The 15,453-nt window shown below is 72.1% G+C and carries 11 protein-coding genes; 9 read left to right on the top strand and 2 right to left on the bottom strand.

Going from position 1 to position 15,453, the window contains the following annotated elements; translation table 11 throughout:
• Positions 1–297 precede the first annotated feature (297 nt).
• The 4 genes from NFU81_RS39805 to NFU81_RS39820 all read left to right on the top strand — a co-directional run bounded on the left by NFU81_RS39805 (position 298) and on the right by NFU81_RS39820 (position 4,045).
• Complete coding sequence (locus tag NFU81_RS39805; protein ID WP_251502007.1) at positions 298–1,830, top strand: flavin-containing monooxygenase; 1,533 nt, start codon at positions 298–300, stop codon at positions 1,828–1,830.
• Complete coding sequence (locus NFU81_RS39810; RefSeq protein ID WP_251502010.1) at positions 1,827–2,798, top strand: alpha/beta fold hydrolase; 972 nt, start codon at positions 1,827–1,829, stop codon at positions 2,796–2,798. Before NFU81_RS39805 ends, NFU81_RS39810 begins: the two co-directional genes overlap by 4 nt.
• The gene (locus tag NFU81_RS39815; protein WP_251502012.1) at positions 2,795–3,697 is read left to right on the top strand and encodes an SDR family oxidoreductase; all 903 of its coding nucleotides are present in this window, start codon (positions 2,795–2,797) and stop codon (positions 3,695–3,697) included. The genes NFU81_RS39810 and NFU81_RS39815 overlap by 4 nt, the downstream gene beginning before the upstream one ends.
• A gap of 117 nt (positions 3,698–3,814) precedes the next feature.
• Positions 3,815–4,045: an Rv0909 family putative TA system antitoxin gene (locus NFU81_RS39820; protein WP_251502015.1), complete on the top strand. Its 231-nt coding sequence runs from the start codon at positions 3,815–3,817 to the stop codon at positions 4,043–4,045.
• Between the two features lie 90 nt (positions 4,046–4,135).
• Here the strand turns inward: NFU81_RS39820 and NFU81_RS39825 are convergent, their stop codons facing one another.
• Together NFU81_RS39825 and NFU81_RS39830 are read right to left on the bottom strand one after the other, a co-directional pair.
• Positions 4,136–4,843, bottom strand: a complete 708-nt coding sequence (locus tag NFU81_RS39825) for an endonuclease V (protein WP_251502018.1) — start codon at positions 4,841–4,843, stop codon at positions 4,136–4,138.
• A 57-nt stretch (positions 4,844–4,900) separates the two neighbouring features.
• Entirely contained in the window at positions 4,901–8,617 is a 3,717-nt protein-coding gene (locus NFU81_RS39830) for a S41 family peptidase (protein WP_422665401.1), read from the bottom strand.
• A gap of 165 nt (positions 8,618–8,782) precedes the next feature.
• Here NFU81_RS39830 and NFU81_RS39835 point away from each other — a divergent pair, with 165 nt between their 5' ends.
• The 5 genes from NFU81_RS39835 to NFU81_RS39855 all read left to right on the top strand — a co-directional run bounded on the left by NFU81_RS39835 (position 8,783) and on the right by NFU81_RS39855 (position 15,419).
• Positions 8,783–9,286 (top strand): GNAT family N-acetyltransferase, encoded by a 504-nt coding sequence (locus tag NFU81_RS39835; RefSeq protein ID WP_251502021.1) that lies wholly within the window; start codon positions 8,783–8,785, stop codon positions 9,284–9,286.
• Between the two features lie 134 nt (positions 9,287–9,420).
• Positions 9,421–11,115 carry an FAD-binding dehydrogenase gene (locus NFU81_RS39840; protein WP_251502024.1) on the top strand — a complete coding sequence of 565 codons (1,695 nt, stop codon included), beginning with the start codon at positions 9,421–9,423 and terminating at the stop codon, positions 11,113–11,115.
• A gap of 329 nt (positions 11,116–11,444) precedes the next feature.
• Entirely contained in the window at positions 11,445–13,229 is a 1,785-nt protein-coding gene (locus NFU81_RS39845; RefSeq protein ID WP_274037050.1) for a glycoside hydrolase family 6 protein, read from the top strand.
• Between the two features lie 212 nt (positions 13,230–13,441).
• Complete coding sequence (locus tag NFU81_RS39850; RefSeq protein ID WP_251502027.1) at positions 13,442–14,617, top strand: serine hydrolase domain-containing protein; 1,176 nt, start codon at positions 13,442–13,444, stop codon at positions 14,615–14,617.
• A 4-nt stretch (positions 14,618–14,621) separates the two neighbouring features.
• Positions 14,622–15,419, top strand: a complete 798-nt coding sequence (locus NFU81_RS39855; protein ID WP_251502030.1) for an SDR family NAD(P)-dependent oxidoreductase — start codon at positions 14,622–14,624, stop codon at positions 15,417–15,419.
• Positions 15,420–15,453: the final 34 nt, after the last annotated feature.

The raw sequence follows: 15,453 nt of genomic DNA on the forward strand, positions 1-15,453 counted from the left end.
TCATCCTGGTGCGGCGTTCCTTACCCTGCTCCAGGCCGCGTTCTTCGCGTGGGCGGCGCACATTGCCGAGCCGTGCGCCGCCTGTGTCCGGCGCGTGGTGAGCGCGGTCCGCGCACGGCCCGGCGAGTGGATCCGGCGCGGCCGTGCAAGGGATTTCGGCCCAGCCCCTACCGCAGGTAACCTGCCGTGCCCTACAGTCCCAACAATGCCAGTGATTGATGGCAAGGTGTGCTGCGGTACGGGGACCGGTCGCGGTTCCCGTACCGCAGACGACCCGGCGGAAGGAAGGGCGGTGCCATGGGCGACGACAACCGCGAACACGTGCGGGTGGCGGTGATCGGGTCCGGATTCGGCGGTCTGGGAGCCGCCGTACGGCTCCGGCGCGAGGGGATCACCGACTTCGTGATCCTGGAGCGGGCCGATGCGGTGGGCGGCACCTGGCGCGACAACAGCTATCCGGGCTGCGCCTGCGACGTGCCCTCGCACCTCTACTCGTTCTCGTTCGCACCCAACCCCGACTGGCCGCGTGCCTTCTCCGGCCAGCAGCACATCCGCGCCTACCTGGAGCGCGTCACGGACGTCTTCGGGCTGCGTCCGCATCTGCGTTTCGGCGCAGAGGTGAAGCAGGCGCGCTGGGACGCCGCCGCGCGGCGCTGGGAGGTGACCACGGCGGCCGGCGAGTTGACCGCCGATGTCCTTGTGTCGGCGACCGGCCCGTTGTCCGACCCGAAGATCCCCGACATCCCCGGCATCGAGGACTTCCCCGGGCGGGTCTTCCACTCCTCGCGCTGGGACCACGACTACGACCTCAAGGGCAAGCGCGTCGCCATGGTGGGGACGGGTGCGTCGGCCATCCAGATCGTGCCGTCCATCCAGCCCGAGGTCGGCCGCCTGACCGTCATCCAGCGCACCCCGCCGTGGGTGATGCCGCGGGTCGACCGCCCGGTCAGCGGTGCGGAGCGCTGGCTCCACGGCAAAGTGCCGAGCACCGCCAAGGCCAGGCGCGGCCTGCTGTGGCTGATCAGGGAGTTCCAGGTCGGCGCGTTCGTCAAGCGGCCGAAGCTGATGAAGGCCGCGGAGCGCATCGCCCGCAGCCATTTGCGGCGGTCGGTCAAGGACCCGGCGCTGCGCGCCCGCCTCACCCCGGACTACACGATCGGCTGCAAGCGGATCCTGTTGTCCAACACCTATTACCCGGCGCTTGCGCAGCCCAACACCGAGGTCGTCACCGCCGCCCTTGCCGAGGTCCGGGGTTCCTCCGTGGTCACCGCCGACGGCACCGAGCGCGAGGTCGACGCGATTATCTTCGGCACCGGCTTCCACGTCACCGACATGCCGATCGGCGACCGCGTCATCGGCGCGGACGGGCGCACGCTGGCCGAGCACTGGAAGGGCGGAATGGCGGCGCTGCGGGGCTGCACGGTCGACGGATTCCCCAACCTGCTGTTCATTATCGGCCCCAACACCGGCCTCGGTAACAGCTCGATGATCCTGATGATCGAATCATCGCTCAATTACGTCGCCGACTACATGCGCACCCTGGCGCGCACCGGTGCCGCGGCCATGGACGCCAAACCCGCGGCAGTGGCCGCGTGGAACGAGGAGACGCAGCGCCGCGCCGCCCGTACGGTCTGGAACACCGGCGGCTGCAAGAGCTGGTATCTGGACGCGAACGGGCGCAACACCACGGCATGGCCCGGCACCACAGCGGAATTCCGGCGCGCGACCAGGCAGTTGAAAGTCTCCGAATACGATCTGATCAGCCCCGCCGAGGGTGATGCTCCGCCGGTGGGCGACGATCGTACGAACCGGGCGGAGGTCGCGTCATGACGCTCCCTTACGAAGCGGTGCCGGCGCGTCGCACGCTGCAGGTGGTGTCGGCGGACGGAACCCGCATCCATGTCGAGGAGTTCGGCCGCGCCGACGGTCCTGCCGTCGTCCTCGCGCACGGCTGGACGTGCTCGATCCTCTTCTGGGCGCCGGTGGTGCGCCTGCTCTCGTCGGATTTCCGGGTGATCGCCTACGACCAGCGGGGCCACGGCCGCAGTGCGGCGCCGACCACCCGCGCGGGTTACGGAACCGGCGTACTGGCCGATGATCTGGAAGCCGTACTGCAGGCGGTTCTGCCGGAGGGCGAGCGGGCCGTGCTGGCCGGGCACTCCATGGGCGGTATGACGATCATGGCGGCGTCCGGGCGGGCTGCCGTGCGCAGCCGTACGGCAGCCGCGCTGCTGGCGAGCACCGGCAGCGGGCGGCTGCTCGGGAAGACCGAGGTACTGCCGCCGCGGTTCTCCTCCCGGTGGCTTCGGCGGGTCTTCCACCGCCAGCTGCTGACCTCGCGGCTGCCGCTCGGGCCGGTCACCCCGATGTCGCGGGCCGCCTTCGCCTACGGCGTCCTGGGGACCGCGCCGACACGGGAGCAGGCGGCCTTCACCGCGCGGATCGTGCACGCCTGCAAGGCGAAGCAGCGCGCCGCGTGGGGGCGGGTGCTCGCAGTCCTCGACCTCGACGCGGAGATCGCCGCGCTGGAGGCGCCGACCGCCGTCCTGGTGGGCACCCACGACAAGCTCACGCCGAAGGTGCACGCACGCGGTATGGCGGAGGTGCTTCCGCACTGTGTCGGTCTCACCGAACTGCCCGGGCTCGGCCATATGACGCCGATCGAAGACCCGGCGGCCGTGGAGTCCGCCATTCGTGCGCTGGTTGCGGCACATGCAGTGCCGGCCGCCGTAGTTGACGGCGATGTCGACGCCGCCACTGAACAGGGTGACCCCGCAGTCGAGGAGAAGAGCGCATGAGCCGATCATCGGTAGAGGGTCAGGTCGTGGTGGTGACCGGCGCCGCACGCGGGGTGGGTGAGTTGCTGGCCCGCAAGCTTGCCGCGCAAGGCGCCCGGCTGGCGCTGGTCGGCCTGGAGCCGGACGAACTCAAGCGTGTCACCGCGTCGCTGGGCGGCGACGCGGCCTGCTGGACCGCGGACGTCACGGACCGGGCCGCCATGGCGCAGGTCGCCGGGGAAGTGATTGCTCACTTCGGACGGATCGACGTCGTCGTCGCCAACGCCGGCGTGGCGACCGGCGGTCCCTTCCTCGACTCCGACCCCGACGCCTTCGACCGCGTCATCCACGTCAACCTGCTGGGCAGTATCGCCACCGCCCGCGCGTTCCTGCCGGCGCTGCTCGAATCCCGCGGCTATCTGCTGCAGATCGCCTCGCTCGCCGCGATCACTCCGGCGCCCATGATGGCGGCGTACTGCGCGAGCAAGTCGGGAGTCGAGGCCTTCGCGCACAGCCTGCGGGCGGAAATGGGCCACCGCGGCGTGACAGTTGGCGTCGGATATCTCAGCTGGACCGACACCGACATGGTGCGCGGGGCCGACGAGGACGACGTGCTGCGGGAGTTGCGCGCAAGACTGCCGTGGCCGGCCAACCGCACCTATCCGCTGGAGCCGGCGGTGGACCGTATCGTCGCCGGTATTGCCCGCCGTTCGCCGCATGTCTATGCGCAGTGGTGGCTGCGCGGCATGCAGCCGATGCGGGGCGCGTTGCCGTCGGTCCTCGGCGGGGCGCTCGGGCGGCGCGAAATGCGGCGGGCGGCACCAGCGCTGGCCCGCAACGCGGGTGTGCGCCGGGGTCTTGTGGGTCGGGGAGGAGCCGCGGACGAGTCGGCCCGCACCGCCGACCATCACGTTCCGTAACGACAAAGTGCCGCTGACCTGGGGCGATTGGCAGTTGATTGTCCCGGGATGCGCTGGTTGTCCCCCCATGTAAGTCTGGTCGAGGCCGCATCCCCACACACTCCAGGAGGAGTAATCATGGGCGGTATGGACGACATCAGGAACAAGGCGAGCGAGTACGCCGAGAAGGCCAAGGGAGCCCGCCGTCAGGGTTCCGGGCAGGCCGACGAGGGCATGCAGCGCGCAGGGCAGGAAGCCTCGGAGCGCTCCGGCGGTCGCCTCGACGAGCAGGCCCAGCGTGGCCAGGAGCAGGCTCGTCGGCGTATGGGCGAGGACTCCAACGACGAGCCCCAGGACGACTGGAGCTGACGTCGCGCCTTGAGATGGTCGCGCGAATACCGTGACACAGGGAAGGGGTGCCCCTCGGGGCGCCCCTTCTCCCATGCGGGGCCACGGCGCTCAGCGGGTGATCGCGCGCAGGCGCTCCCGGCTGAGGTGGTCGGCTCTGCGGGTGGTTTCCGGAAGGCGGTACCGGAAGGCGAGTTGCAGGGTATGGGCACAGGCGTGGTCCAGGCTGATCGCGTGGCCCACTGACACGAACACCGGTTTGACGCCCCGCTGCGTCCGCAGCGCCCGGCCCACCACCTCGCCGTCGTCCGACGTCAACGGGGCGGCGGCGCCGCGCTCTTCACCGACGTTGTCGTGACCGAAGACGAACGGGGTCTTCGCGACGCCGAAGCACGGCAGTGCGGTCAGCACCCCCAGATGCACCGCGAGCCCCGCGCGGCGGGGATGTGCGATGCCGTAGCCGTCGCACACCAGGAGATCCGGGCTGCAGGTCAGCTTCTCCAGCGCCGTTATGACCGAGGGCAGTTCGCGGAACGCCAGCAGGCCCGGTACGTACGGGAAGGTCACCGTCCCCTCCACCACGGAGACCTCGACGGTTTCCAGCGTCGCCGCGTCCAGGACCACGGCGGCCGCGACAAGGGCGTCGCCTTGCGTGGCATAGGAGACGTCCACGCCCGCAACCAGCCGTACATTGCCGGGCGCAGGCCCCGGCGAGGTCAGGTCCGCGAGGGCGCGCAGCCGCTCCTGCTCGGCCAGCGCCTCGTCGGCAGATCGCGGCCAGGCCGCCCGCTCGCCGCCACCGCTGCTGTGAGTGTCCATTGCGGGGAGGCTGCCATGCCGGCGGTGCGGGCGGCCAGCCGGGGGACCCGAGGGCCGTCAGCGGGGCGCCGGAGGCGTTCGCGGGGGCAGTGGCGGGCGGGCGCGGTCCGGGCGTGAGGACAGGTCGGGAGGGGTGGCCGCGGGGTGCTGCGAGAGCAGCGTCAGGGCGGTGCGTACGGCGACGTCGAGCTGGCCGTGGCGGCCCTCCGCCCAGTCCAGGGGTGTGCGCAGGCATTCGATGTCCGGCGGCACGCCCTGGTTCTCCACCGACCAGCCGTAGGCGTCGAACCAGGCGGCGTTCATCGGCACGGTGATCACCGTGCCGTCGCCCAGGCGGTGCCGGCCGGTCATGCCGACCACGCCGCCCCAGGTGCGCAGGCCCACCACCGGGCCGAGGCCGAGGAGTTTGAAAGCCGCGGTGATCATGTCCCCGTCGGAGGAGGTTGCTTCGTCGGCAATGGCCACGACCGGGCCGCGCGGTGCATTGCCGGCGTAGGAGACGGGCTGGGCATTGCGGGTGAGGTCCCAGCCGAGGACCGTGCGGGTGAGTTTCTCGATGACCAGTTCGCTGATGTTGCCGCCCGCATTGCCGCGGACGTCGACCAGCAGGGCGTCATAGGCGACCTCCTTGCGCAGGTCGCGGTTGAACTGCGCCCAGCCGGAGCCGCCCAGGTCCGGGATGTGCAGGTAACCGCACCGGCCGCCGCTGAGCCGGCGTACGACCTTGCGACGTTTGGCGACCCAGTGCTGGTAGCGCAGCGGGCGGTCGTCGATGAGCGGGACGATGGCCACACGGCGGGGTGCACCGCGGCCGCCCGGCGGGCGGAAGGTCAGCTCCACGGTGGTGCCGCCGGCGCCCGCGAGCAGCGGGAAGGGGCCTGCGTGCGGGTCCACGGCGCGGCCGTCGACGTGGGTGAGGACGGCGCCCTCGCGGATGCCGGTGCCCGCCAGCGGGGAACGGGCCTTGGAATCCGACGACTCGCCCGGCAGGATGCGGATCACCGTCCAGGTGCCGTCCTTGTTGTGCTGGAAGTCGGCGCCGAGCAGGCCGATGGGGCGCTGGTAGTGCGGCGGCCCTTCGTTCCGGCGGGCGGCGGCGACATAGGCGTGGGACGTGCCCAGTTCGCCGAGGACCTCGCGGAGCAGGTCGGCGAACTCGTCAGGCGTGGCGATCCGGTCCACCAGCGGGCGGTACTGGTCGAGGATGGCCCGCCAGTCGACGCCGCACATGTCGGGCGCCCAGAAGTAGTCGCGGATCAGGCGGCCCGCCTCGGCATAGGACTGCTGCCATTCGGCGCCCGGGTCCACCTCGTGCAGGATGCGGCGCATGTCGACGTAGACGGTGGTGTCGTCGTCGCCGCGCTCGGTGGCGGGCAGCACCGCCAGTTCGCCCTCGTCGTACACCGCGAGGCGGCGGCCGTCGCCGCTGACGGCGTACCAGTCCATGTGGTGGACCAGTTCGGTCTTCTTGGACTTGCCGAGGTTGAAGAACTCCAGGCTCGGGCGGGGGGACGGGTCGGTGGGGTTGACGAAGGTCTCGCCCAGGGCGCCGGAGATCGGCCAGCGCATCCAGACCAGGCCGCCCTGCACCGGTTCGAGTGACGAGTACTTCGACGCGGGCACGGGGAAGGGCGTCACCCGGCTGGGCAGGCCCTCCGCCTCGACGACGACCGGGCCGTCGCTGTCGCCGCCGCTCTCGCCCGGGTCGAGGCCGCTGCCGGTCGCGCTGCCGACTGGTCCGCCGTCGACAGGCAGGGCGAAGGGGGACGGCGTCGCCGAGTTGAGCGGCACAAGGTACGGGCGGCAGCCCAGCGGGAAGGACAGGTCGCCGGTATGGACGTCGTACACCGGGTCGAAACCGCGCCAGGACAGGAACGCCAGATAGCGGCCGTCGCGGGTGAAGACCGGCTGCTCGTCCTCGAACCGGCCGTTGGTGACGTCGATGATCGTCTGGTCGGACAGCCGGGCGATCTTGACCGAGCGCAGGGAGCGGCCGACGCCGGGGTGCGACCAGGTCAGCCATGCCGAGTCGGGGGAGAAGGCCATGTCGCGGACCGGACCGTTGGTGGAGCGGATCAGCTCCTTCACCGTGCCGGGTGGGTTCTGCTCGCCGGGGTTGACGTCGGCGTCTTCGTCGGTGTCGTCGTAGCGGGTCGCCCCGCCGTCCACGGCCATGTCGGTGGCCACACCGGTGGTCACCAGCAGCAGGCGGCCGTCGTTCGAGGCCACCGCCAGGGTGCCGCCGTCGGGCGACGACACCAGTTCCAGGACGCGGCCGAGCCGGCCCACGGCCAGACGGGTGACCGAGTCGGAGGTGTCGCCGGGCGGCGGTCCCGCGTCACCGCCGCCGTCACCGACGCCGGCGGTGACGGCGCCGTCGACGTAGGCCACGCGGGTGGAGCCGGTTCTGCCGGTACGACCATCGCCCGCCGGGGTGTGATCATCGCCCTCCGGAATGCGATTGTCGCCCGGCGGAATACGATCACCGCCCGCCGCCGTACGCGACCGTCCGGCCCCCACCGGCTCCGTGTCCGGCGCCGCGTCCGCCGGGGCCGCAGGCGGCTCGGCCGCCGGCTCGGCAGCCTCCTGGCCTGCGCCCAGGGCGACGGCCGTCTCGGCCGCCTCGGCGGCCGATTCCGGGCCGCGGCTCAGCGCGCGCGAGGCGCGGCCGGGCAGGTGGGCCAGTTCCAGGCCGTCCTCGCCCTCCGCGTCGGTGACGTAGCCGACCAGGCCGGTGTCGCCCAGCATCTCGGGCAGCCGGACGCGGGCGCCCGCTGCGTCGGCGATGGTGCGGGCCGGGCCGTCGCGGTGAGTGAGCCAGTACAGACTTCCGCGGACGCATACGGCGCTGGCGCGACCGGTGGGGTCGATGGCCAGGCCGTCGACGTTGGCGGCGGCCGGCACCTGGTACGGGCGGCGGCCGCTGCGGGCGCCGCCCAGGCGCATGTCGAGGCGGCGCGGGACGGCGTCGGCTGCGGCCAGGTCCTCGACCAGCCACAGATCGCCCGCGCACTGGTAGACGACGCGCTCGCCGTCGGTGGCGGCGTTGCGGGCGTAGAAGTCGGCGTGGTCGGTGTGGCGGCGCAGGTCGGTGCCGTCGGGGAGGCAGGAGTAGAGGTTGCCGACGCCCTCGTGGTCGGACAGGAAGGCGATCCGGCCGGCCACGAACATCGGCGACGCGAGGTGCCCGTCGATGTCGGGCACCAGTCGCTCGCCGTGCAGCCACAGCCGTCCCGTCGCGCCGCCGCGGTAGCGCTTCCAGGCGTGCGGCTCGTGCGGCGGGGTTCCTGTCAGCAGCAGGGTGCGGCGCTCACCGTCGCCGTCGTCGCGCACCGCGATGTCCGACACCGGCCCCCAGGGCAGCGGGCCGCCCGGGCCGCACTCGACGGGCACGCTGTGCGCCCAGGTGAAGTAGGAGAACGGCTGCCCGTGCGAGGAAACCGCCAGTACATGGCCGTCGGGAGCCCAGGAGCACACCCGGGTGTCGGCGCTGCCCCAGTACGTCAGCCGGCGTGAGGTGCCGCCCTCGGACGGCACCAGGTACACCTCGGGGTCCAGGCTGCGCCAGTTCGTGAAGGCGATCGTCGCCCCGTCGGGCGACAGCCGCGGCGGCCCCACCCGCGTGCGGTCCGCCGTCACCCGCCAGGCGCGGCCCGGTGAGCCGCCCGGTGGCCCCAGCGGGGCCACCCAGACGTCGTCCTCCGCGGTGAAGCAGAGCATGTCGCCGTGCAGATGCGGAAACCGTAGGTACGCGCCGTCGCTCACCCCACCCATGGTTCGGGGCGCCCGGACCGCCAGCAACTTTTCACCCCTGTGCGCCCCCGGACTGCCCCCGTGTCCCCACCGGCCGCCGGGCCGACCAGAGGCGGCGGTGAGCGGGGGCGTACGGTCCGGTGCAGGCCCGGGCGGCGGGCGACGGGGACGGGGCCGGGAGGCGCGGTGCGGGGAGTGGAAGCGGAGGTCATCGCCACGGAGCGGCTGACGCTGCTGCCGTTGGCGGCGCAATATGCCGAGGAAATGGCCGAGGTACTGGGGGACTCGAGGCTGCACGACTTCATCGGCGGCACCCCGCAGACCCCGCAGGGGCTGCGGGCGCGGTACGAGCGGTTGGTCGCCGGGTCGGGGGACGCCGCGGTGTCGTGGTGCAACTGGGTGGTGCGGCTGGAATCCGCGGATTGTCTGACCGGGACGGTGCAGGCGACGGTGGTCGGAGGGCGGGCCGAGATCGCCTGGGTGGTGGGAACGCCGTGGCAAGGGCAGGGGATTGCCACCGAGGCCGCGCGCGGGCTGGTCGGATGGCTCTGCGCGCAGGGGGTGACGACGCTGGTCGCGCACATCCACCCCGACCACCTGGCATCCGCGGCGGTGGCGGCCGGGGCCGGGCTCACCGCCACGGACGAGTGGGACGACGGTGAGAGGAGATGGCGGCTGATCGCCGGATGAGCCGGGAATGTACCGGTGCACGGCGGCGGGGAGTCGCTGCGGGGGGCGTGCAGGGGCGCTGACCTGGCGGGGTCGGCTCGCGTAACGTGCATTACCACTCAGTAGGTCGGGCACGTGGAGCTGGAGGCGGGCGGATGGCGCTGGACGCGGACGTCGTCGTGGTGGGTGCGGGTCTAGCGGGGCTGGTGGCCACCGCCGAGCTGGCGGATGCCGGGCGGAAGGTGATCCTGGTCGACCAGGAGCCGGAGGCGTCGCTGGGCGGGCAGGCGTTCTGGTCGTTCGGCGGGCTGTTCTTCGTCGACTCGCCCGAGCAGCGCCGGATGCGGATCAAGGACAGTACGGAGCTGGCGCTCCAGGACTGGCTGGGAACCGCCGGCTTCGACCGGCCCGAGGACCACTGGCCGCGGCAATGGGCGCAGGCTTACGTCGACTTCGCCTCGGGCGAGAAGCGGGCGTGGCTGCGCGAGCAGGGGCTGCGGCTCTTCCCCGTGGTGGGCTGGGCCGAGCGCGGCGGCTTCCTGGCGACCGGCCCCGGCAATTCCGTGCCGCGCTTCCACATCACGTGGGGTACGGGTCCCGGGGTGGTGGAGCCGTTCGAACGGCGGGTGCGGGAGGCGGTCGCCCGGGGCCGGGTCGAGCTGCGCTTCCGGCACCGGGTGACCGGGCTGAGCACGGCCGGCGGCGCCGTCGACGGGGTGACCGGCGAGGTGCTGGTGGCAAGTGACGCGGCCCGCGGCAAGGCCAGTTCGCGTGAGGTCGCGGGCGAGTTCGCCCTCAAGGCGCAGGCCGTCATCGTGACCAGCGGCGGCATCGGCGGCAACCACGACCTGGTGCGCGCGGCCTGGCCGGAACGGCTCGGCAAGGCGCCGAAGAAGCTGCTCTCCGGCGTCCCCGCCCATGTCGACGGGCTGATGCTGGGCATAGCGGAGTCGGCCGGCGCCTCCGGTATCAACGGCGACCGTATGTGGCACTACACCGAGGGCATCGAGAACTGGAACCCGATCTGGGCCAGGCATGGAATCCGCATTCTGCCCGGCCCCTCGTCGCTGTGGCTCGACGCGACCGGAAAACGGCTGCCCGTACCCTATTTTCCCGGATTCGACACGCTCGGTACCCTCGAACACATCATGCGTACCGGGCACGAATACACGTGGTTCGTCCTCACGCAGAAGATCATCGAGAAGGAGTTCGCGCTTTCCGGCTCCGAGCAGAATCCGGACCTCACCGGGCGGAGCGTGCGCGAGGTTCTCAAACGCGCGCTGCCCGGCGCTCCCGGCCCCGTCGAGGCCTTCAAGCGGAACGGGGCCGACTTCGTCGTGGAGAGCGAACTCGGCGCGCTCGTGCGCGGAATGAACGCGCTCACCGGGGAGGACCTGGTCGACGAGGGCGCGCTGCGGCGCGAGATCGAGGCGAGGGACCGGGAGATCGCGAATACGTACACGAAGGATCTGCAGGTCACGGCGATTCGCGGGGCGCGGAACTATATCGGCGACAAGCTGATCCGTACGGCGTCGCCGCACCGGCTGCTCGACCCGAAGGCCGGGCCGCTGATCGCTGTGCGGCTGAACATCCTGACGCGGAAGTCCCTGGGCGGGCTGGAGACGGATCTTGCCGGGCGGGTCCTTGCGCCGCCGTCGCCCGATGCGCCGGCGGATGCGGCGGGAGCCGGGCGCGGGGAGCCGCTGGGCGGGCTGTACGCGGCCGGTGAGGCGGCGGGATTCGGCGGCGGTGGAATGCACGGCTACCGGTCGCTGGAGGGGACGTTCCTGGGCGGATGCATATTCTCCGGGCGGGCCGCGGGAAGGGCCGCGGCCGCGGCCACCGCGTAGCTCTTGGACGCGTCCCGCCCTCCTGGGGCTCGGGGGGTTCGGGGTGCGAAGCCGGGGCAGGGCGCGGCCGGGTGGAGGGGCGGTCGGCCGGAGCGACCTGCCGGGCGCGGACGGCCGTGACCTGCGGAGATGGTGCAGGGCGGGGGTAACTCGGCCTGGCGCGTAGCGCCTTGTCGTGCTTCAAGCATTGACAGGAGCAGGACGGCTCCGCAGTATGGGAGCGCTCCCACGTTAAGAGCGTGTAACCGAACAATGAATCACCGCACCACCTCCCATGACCTCTCGAAGCCCTTTCGAAGGCCCATCCCCCCTATGGAGGTTGTTCGCACATGGCAGTCCCGATAGTCCGACGCAGAACAGCGGCATTGGCCGCGGGCCTGATGGTCGTCGCGTCAGGCGGTGTGGCCGCTGCTCTCAGCACCACGTCCGCCTCCGCGGCCTCGGCCGGCTGCTCGGTCGCCTACAACGTGAGCCAGTGGGACACCGGCTTCACCACGCAGGTGACGATCACCAACACCGGCCCCGCGCTGACCAGCTGGAACCTCGGCTGGAGCTTCGCAGGCAACCAGCAGATCACCCAGAGCTGGAGCGCCACAGTCACCCAGAGCGGGAAGGCCGTCAACGCGGCCAGCCTTTCGTACAACGGTGCGGTGGCGACCGGCGGGACGGCGACCTTCGGCTTCAACGGGTCGTACAGCGGTACCAACACCTCGCCGACGGCGTTCACCCTGAACGGTGTCGCCTGCGGTGGCGGCACCGGCACCACGCCTCCGACCACTCCTCCCACGACGCCGCCGACCACGCCGCCGACGACGCCGCCCACCACCCCGCCCACCACGCCGCCGACCACTCCGCCTCCGGGCCAGAAGGTCGACAACCCGTACGTCGGGGCGAAGGGCTACGTCAACTCCGACTGGTCCGCGCTGGCAGCCGGTGACGGCGGTCAGGCGATCGCGAACCAGTCCACCGCCGTGTGGCTGGACCGGATCGCCGCGATCAGCGGTGTGAACGGTGCGAAGGGTCTCAAGGCCCACCTGGACGCCGCGGTGCAGCAGGCCGCGGGGCAGCCGCTCACCATCGAGCTGGTCATCTACGACCTGCCCGGCCGGGACTGCTCGGCCCTCGCCTCCAACGGTGAACTGGGCCCGACGGACATCGGCCGCTACCAGAGCGAGTACATCGACCCGATCGCCGCGCTCGAGGGCAACTCGGCCTACTCGGGTCTGCGGATCGTCAACATCATCGAGCCCGACTCGCTGCCCAACCTGGTCACCAACGCGGGCGGCACTGCCGGTTCCACCGACGCGTGCGCGACGATGAAGGCGAACGGCAACTACGAGAAGGGCGTCAGCTACGCCCTCGCGAAGCTGGGTGCGCTCGGCAACACGTACAACTACCTCGACGCCGGCCACCACGCCTGGCTCGGCTGGGACAGCAACCTCGCCCCCTCCGCGCAGGAGTTCTACAAGGTCGCGACGTCGAACGGCGCCAGCGTGGCCGACGTGCAGGGCTTCATCGTCAACACGGCCAACTACAGCGCCACCGTGGAGCCCAACTTCAAGGTGACCGACAACGTCAACGGCACCACGGTGCGCCAGTCGAAGTGGGTCGACTGGAACAACTACGTGGACGAGCAGTCCTACGCGGTCGGCCTGCGCAACCAGCTGGTCTCCGACGGCTTCTCGTCCAGCATCGGCATGCTGATCGACACCAGCCGCAACGGCTGGGGCGGCACCGCGCGTCCCACCGGTCCGGGCGCCACGACCAGCGTGGACACCTACGTGAACGGCGGCCGCATCGACCGTCGCATCCACGCGGGCAACTGGTGCAACCAGTCGGGTGCGGGCATCGGCGCACGGCCGACCGCAGCTCCCGCGACGAGCATCGACGCCTACGTCTGGGTCAAGCCTCCGGGCGAGTCCGACGGTGCGAGCCAGGCCGTCAGCAACGACGAGGGCAAGGGCTTCGACCAGATGTGCGACCCGACCTACGGCGGCAACGCACGCAACGGCAACAACCCGACGGGCGCTCTGCCCAACGCCCCGCTGGCGGGCCACTGGTTCTCGGCCCAGTTCCACCAGCTGATCGCCAACGCATACCCGCCGCTGTCGTAGCACGTAGACAGCGGATCCCCCCACCGGGCCCGTACGGGACCGCACCTGGCCGCAAGGCCAGGACCGCGGTCCCGTCACGGGTCCGCCGCACGTCGCGGCCCCGGCGCACCTCACGCGCCGGGGCCGCAGGCCGTTGCCCGGCTGTCACACCCCTCGTGCACCATGGAGGGGAGAGGCCGCAGGGTCAGGGACGAAGGGAAGGGGGGCGGGTCATGGACGCCACCGAGGTGCACGGGTCGGTGGAACCGGGGTACGAGCCGGTCCGCGCCGCCTTCGCGGGGAATTTCGCGCGCCGCGGGGACCGGGGCGCGGCGGTCGCGGTCTACCGGCAGGGGCGGAAGGTCGTCGACCTGTGGGGAGGTACGGCGGCGCCCGACGGGGGAGGGCCGTGGCGGCAGGACACCGCGCAGACCGTGCGGTCGGCGACGAAGGGCGTGGCCGCCGCCTGCCTGCTGCTGCTCCACCAGCGCGGGCAGCTGGACCTCGACGCGCCGGTGGGGACGTACTGGCCGGAGTTCAAGGCGCGCGGCAAGGAGCGGGTGACGGTACGCGACGTGCTCGCGCACCGGGCAGGGGTGCCCGCGCTCGATGTGCCGCTCACTCCCGGGCAGGCGCTCGACGGGGTGTCCGGGCCGCGGGCGGTGGCCGCGCAGCAGCCGCTCTTCCCGCCGGGCGCGGAACACGGCTACCACGCGCAGACCTTCAGCTGGCTGGCCGGTGAGCTGGTGCTGCGCGCCTCGGGGCGGTCGATCGGGCGCTTCGTGGCCGAGGAGATCAGCCGGCCGCTCGGCCTCGACCTGTGGATAGGCCTGCCGGAGGACCGGGTGGGACAGGTCGGCAGGATCGCCGACGTCGAGGTGCCCGAACCCGCGGTGTCCGGCGGGCTGCGCACCCGGGCCAAGCAGTCCGTCAACGACGCCTACGCCGACCCGGACTCGCTCACCCGGCGGGCCTTCGCCGCGATCACCCCGCTGCCCGACGAGAACGACCCTGCGTATCGGGCCGGCGAGCTGGCGGCGTCCGGCGGTGTCGCCACCGCCCGGTCGATGGCCCGCTTCTACGCCTCGCTGGTCGGCGAGCCGGCGGACGGGCCGCGGCTGTTCGCGCCCGCGACGGTGACCGCGGCCAGGACGGCGGAGTCGGACGGCCCCGACCGGGTGCTGGTGGTCAACACCCGCTTCGGGCTCGGCTACATGCTGCACGGACCGTCGTCCCCGCTGCTGGCCCCCGGGTCGTTCGGCCACCCGGGCCGCGGCGGCAGCCTGGCCTTCGCCGACCCCGGCACGGAGATCGGGTTCGGCTACGTCACCAACGGCATGCAGCGCAACGTCACGGCGGACCCCCGCGCGCAGGCCCTGGTCAGGGCGCTTCGGGAGTGCATACGCTGACCCGATGAGAGGACGCTTCGAGGACTTCGGTGTGATCGTCACGGGCGGGGCACGCGGCATCGGTGAGGCGACCGCCCGGCGGTTCGCCGCCGAGGGCGCCGGGGTGCTGATCGCGGACGTCGACCAGGAGGGGGCCGAGCTGACAGCGGCCTCGATCCGGGCCGCCGGCGGGAAGGCCGAGGCATGCGGCTGCGACGTCGCCGACCGCACCTCGGTGGACGCGGCCGTGGCGCGGGCGGTGGAGGCCTTCGGGACGCTCGACGTGCTGGTCAACAACGCCTACCGGTGCGGCGAGCACAAACCCGACTTCGCCGACGAGGACGACGACGAGTGGCGGCTCGACCTCGACGTCACGCTGATCGGCGCGGTGCGCTGCACCCGGGCCGCGCTGCCGCACCTGGCGGCCGCGCCCGGCCGGCGCGGTGCGGTGGTCAACATCGGCTCGGTCAACGGCATCTCCTACTTCGGCAACCACTCCTACAGCGCGGCCAAGGCGGGCCTGATGTCGCTGACCCGCACGCTGGCGGTGCACGCGGCGCCCAGCGGGGTGCGGGTCAACCTGGTCGCGCCCGGCACCATCCGCACCCCGGCCTGGGAGGGCAAGGAGGCGGTGCTCGCCGCGGCGGCGCCGCTCTACCCGCTCGGCCGGATCGGCGAGCCGGCCGACATCGCGGGCGCCGTCACCTTCCTCGCGTCGTCCGACGCGGCCTGGATCACCGGGGTGACGCTGCCGGTGGACGGCGGCATCCTGCTCAGCAACCCCGGATTCGCCGACGCGGTCGAGGCGGCCGTCGAGCCGTAAACCCGCTGTACATTGCCGCGTCCGGCGGCACTCT

The organism is Actinacidiphila cocklensis, assembly GCF_907177275.1.
In the GTDB taxonomy this organism is placed as follows: domain Bacteria; phylum Actinomycetota; class Actinomycetes; order Streptomycetales; family Streptomycetaceae; genus Actinacidiphila; species Actinacidiphila cocklensis.

Excerpts from the sequence above, each read along its gene's own strand:
- NFU81_RS39805 (WP_251502007.1), top strand. The coding sequence starts at position 298 with ATGGGCGACGACAACCGCGAACACGTGCGGGTGGCGGTGATCGGGTCC.
- NFU81_RS39825 (WP_251502018.1), bottom strand. The coding sequence starts at position 4,843 with ATGGACACTCACAGCAGCGGTGGCGGCGAGCGGGCGGCCTGGCCGCGA.
- NFU81_RS39845 (WP_274037050.1), top strand. The coding sequence starts at position 11,445 with ATGGCAGTCCCGATAGTCCGACGCAGAACAGCGGCATTGGCCGCGGGC.
- NFU81_RS39810 (WP_251502010.1), top strand. The coding sequence starts at position 1,827 with ATGACGCTCCCTTACGAAGCGGTGCCGGCGCGTCGCACGCTGCAGGTG.
- NFU81_RS39820 (WP_251502015.1), top strand. The coding sequence starts at position 3,815 with ATGGGCGGTATGGACGACATCAGGAACAAGGCGAGCGAGTACGCCGAG.
- NFU81_RS39855 (WP_251502030.1), top strand. The coding sequence starts at position 14,622 with ATGAGAGGACGCTTCGAGGACTTCGGTGTGATCGTCACGGGCGGGGCA.
- NFU81_RS39830 (WP_422665401.1), bottom strand. The coding sequence starts at position 8,617 with ATGGGTGGGGTGAGCGACGGCGCGTACCTACGGTTTCCGCATCTGCAC.
- NFU81_RS39850 (WP_251502027.1), top strand. The coding sequence starts at position 13,442 with ATGGACGCCACCGAGGTGCACGGGTCGGTGGAACCGGGGTACGAGCCG.
- NFU81_RS39815 (WP_251502012.1), top strand. The coding sequence starts at position 2,795 with ATGAGCCGATCATCGGTAGAGGGTCAGGTCGTGGTGGTGACCGGCGCC.
- NFU81_RS39840 (WP_251502024.1), top strand. The coding sequence starts at position 9,421 with ATGGCGCTGGACGCGGACGTCGTCGTGGTGGGTGCGGGTCTAGCGGGG.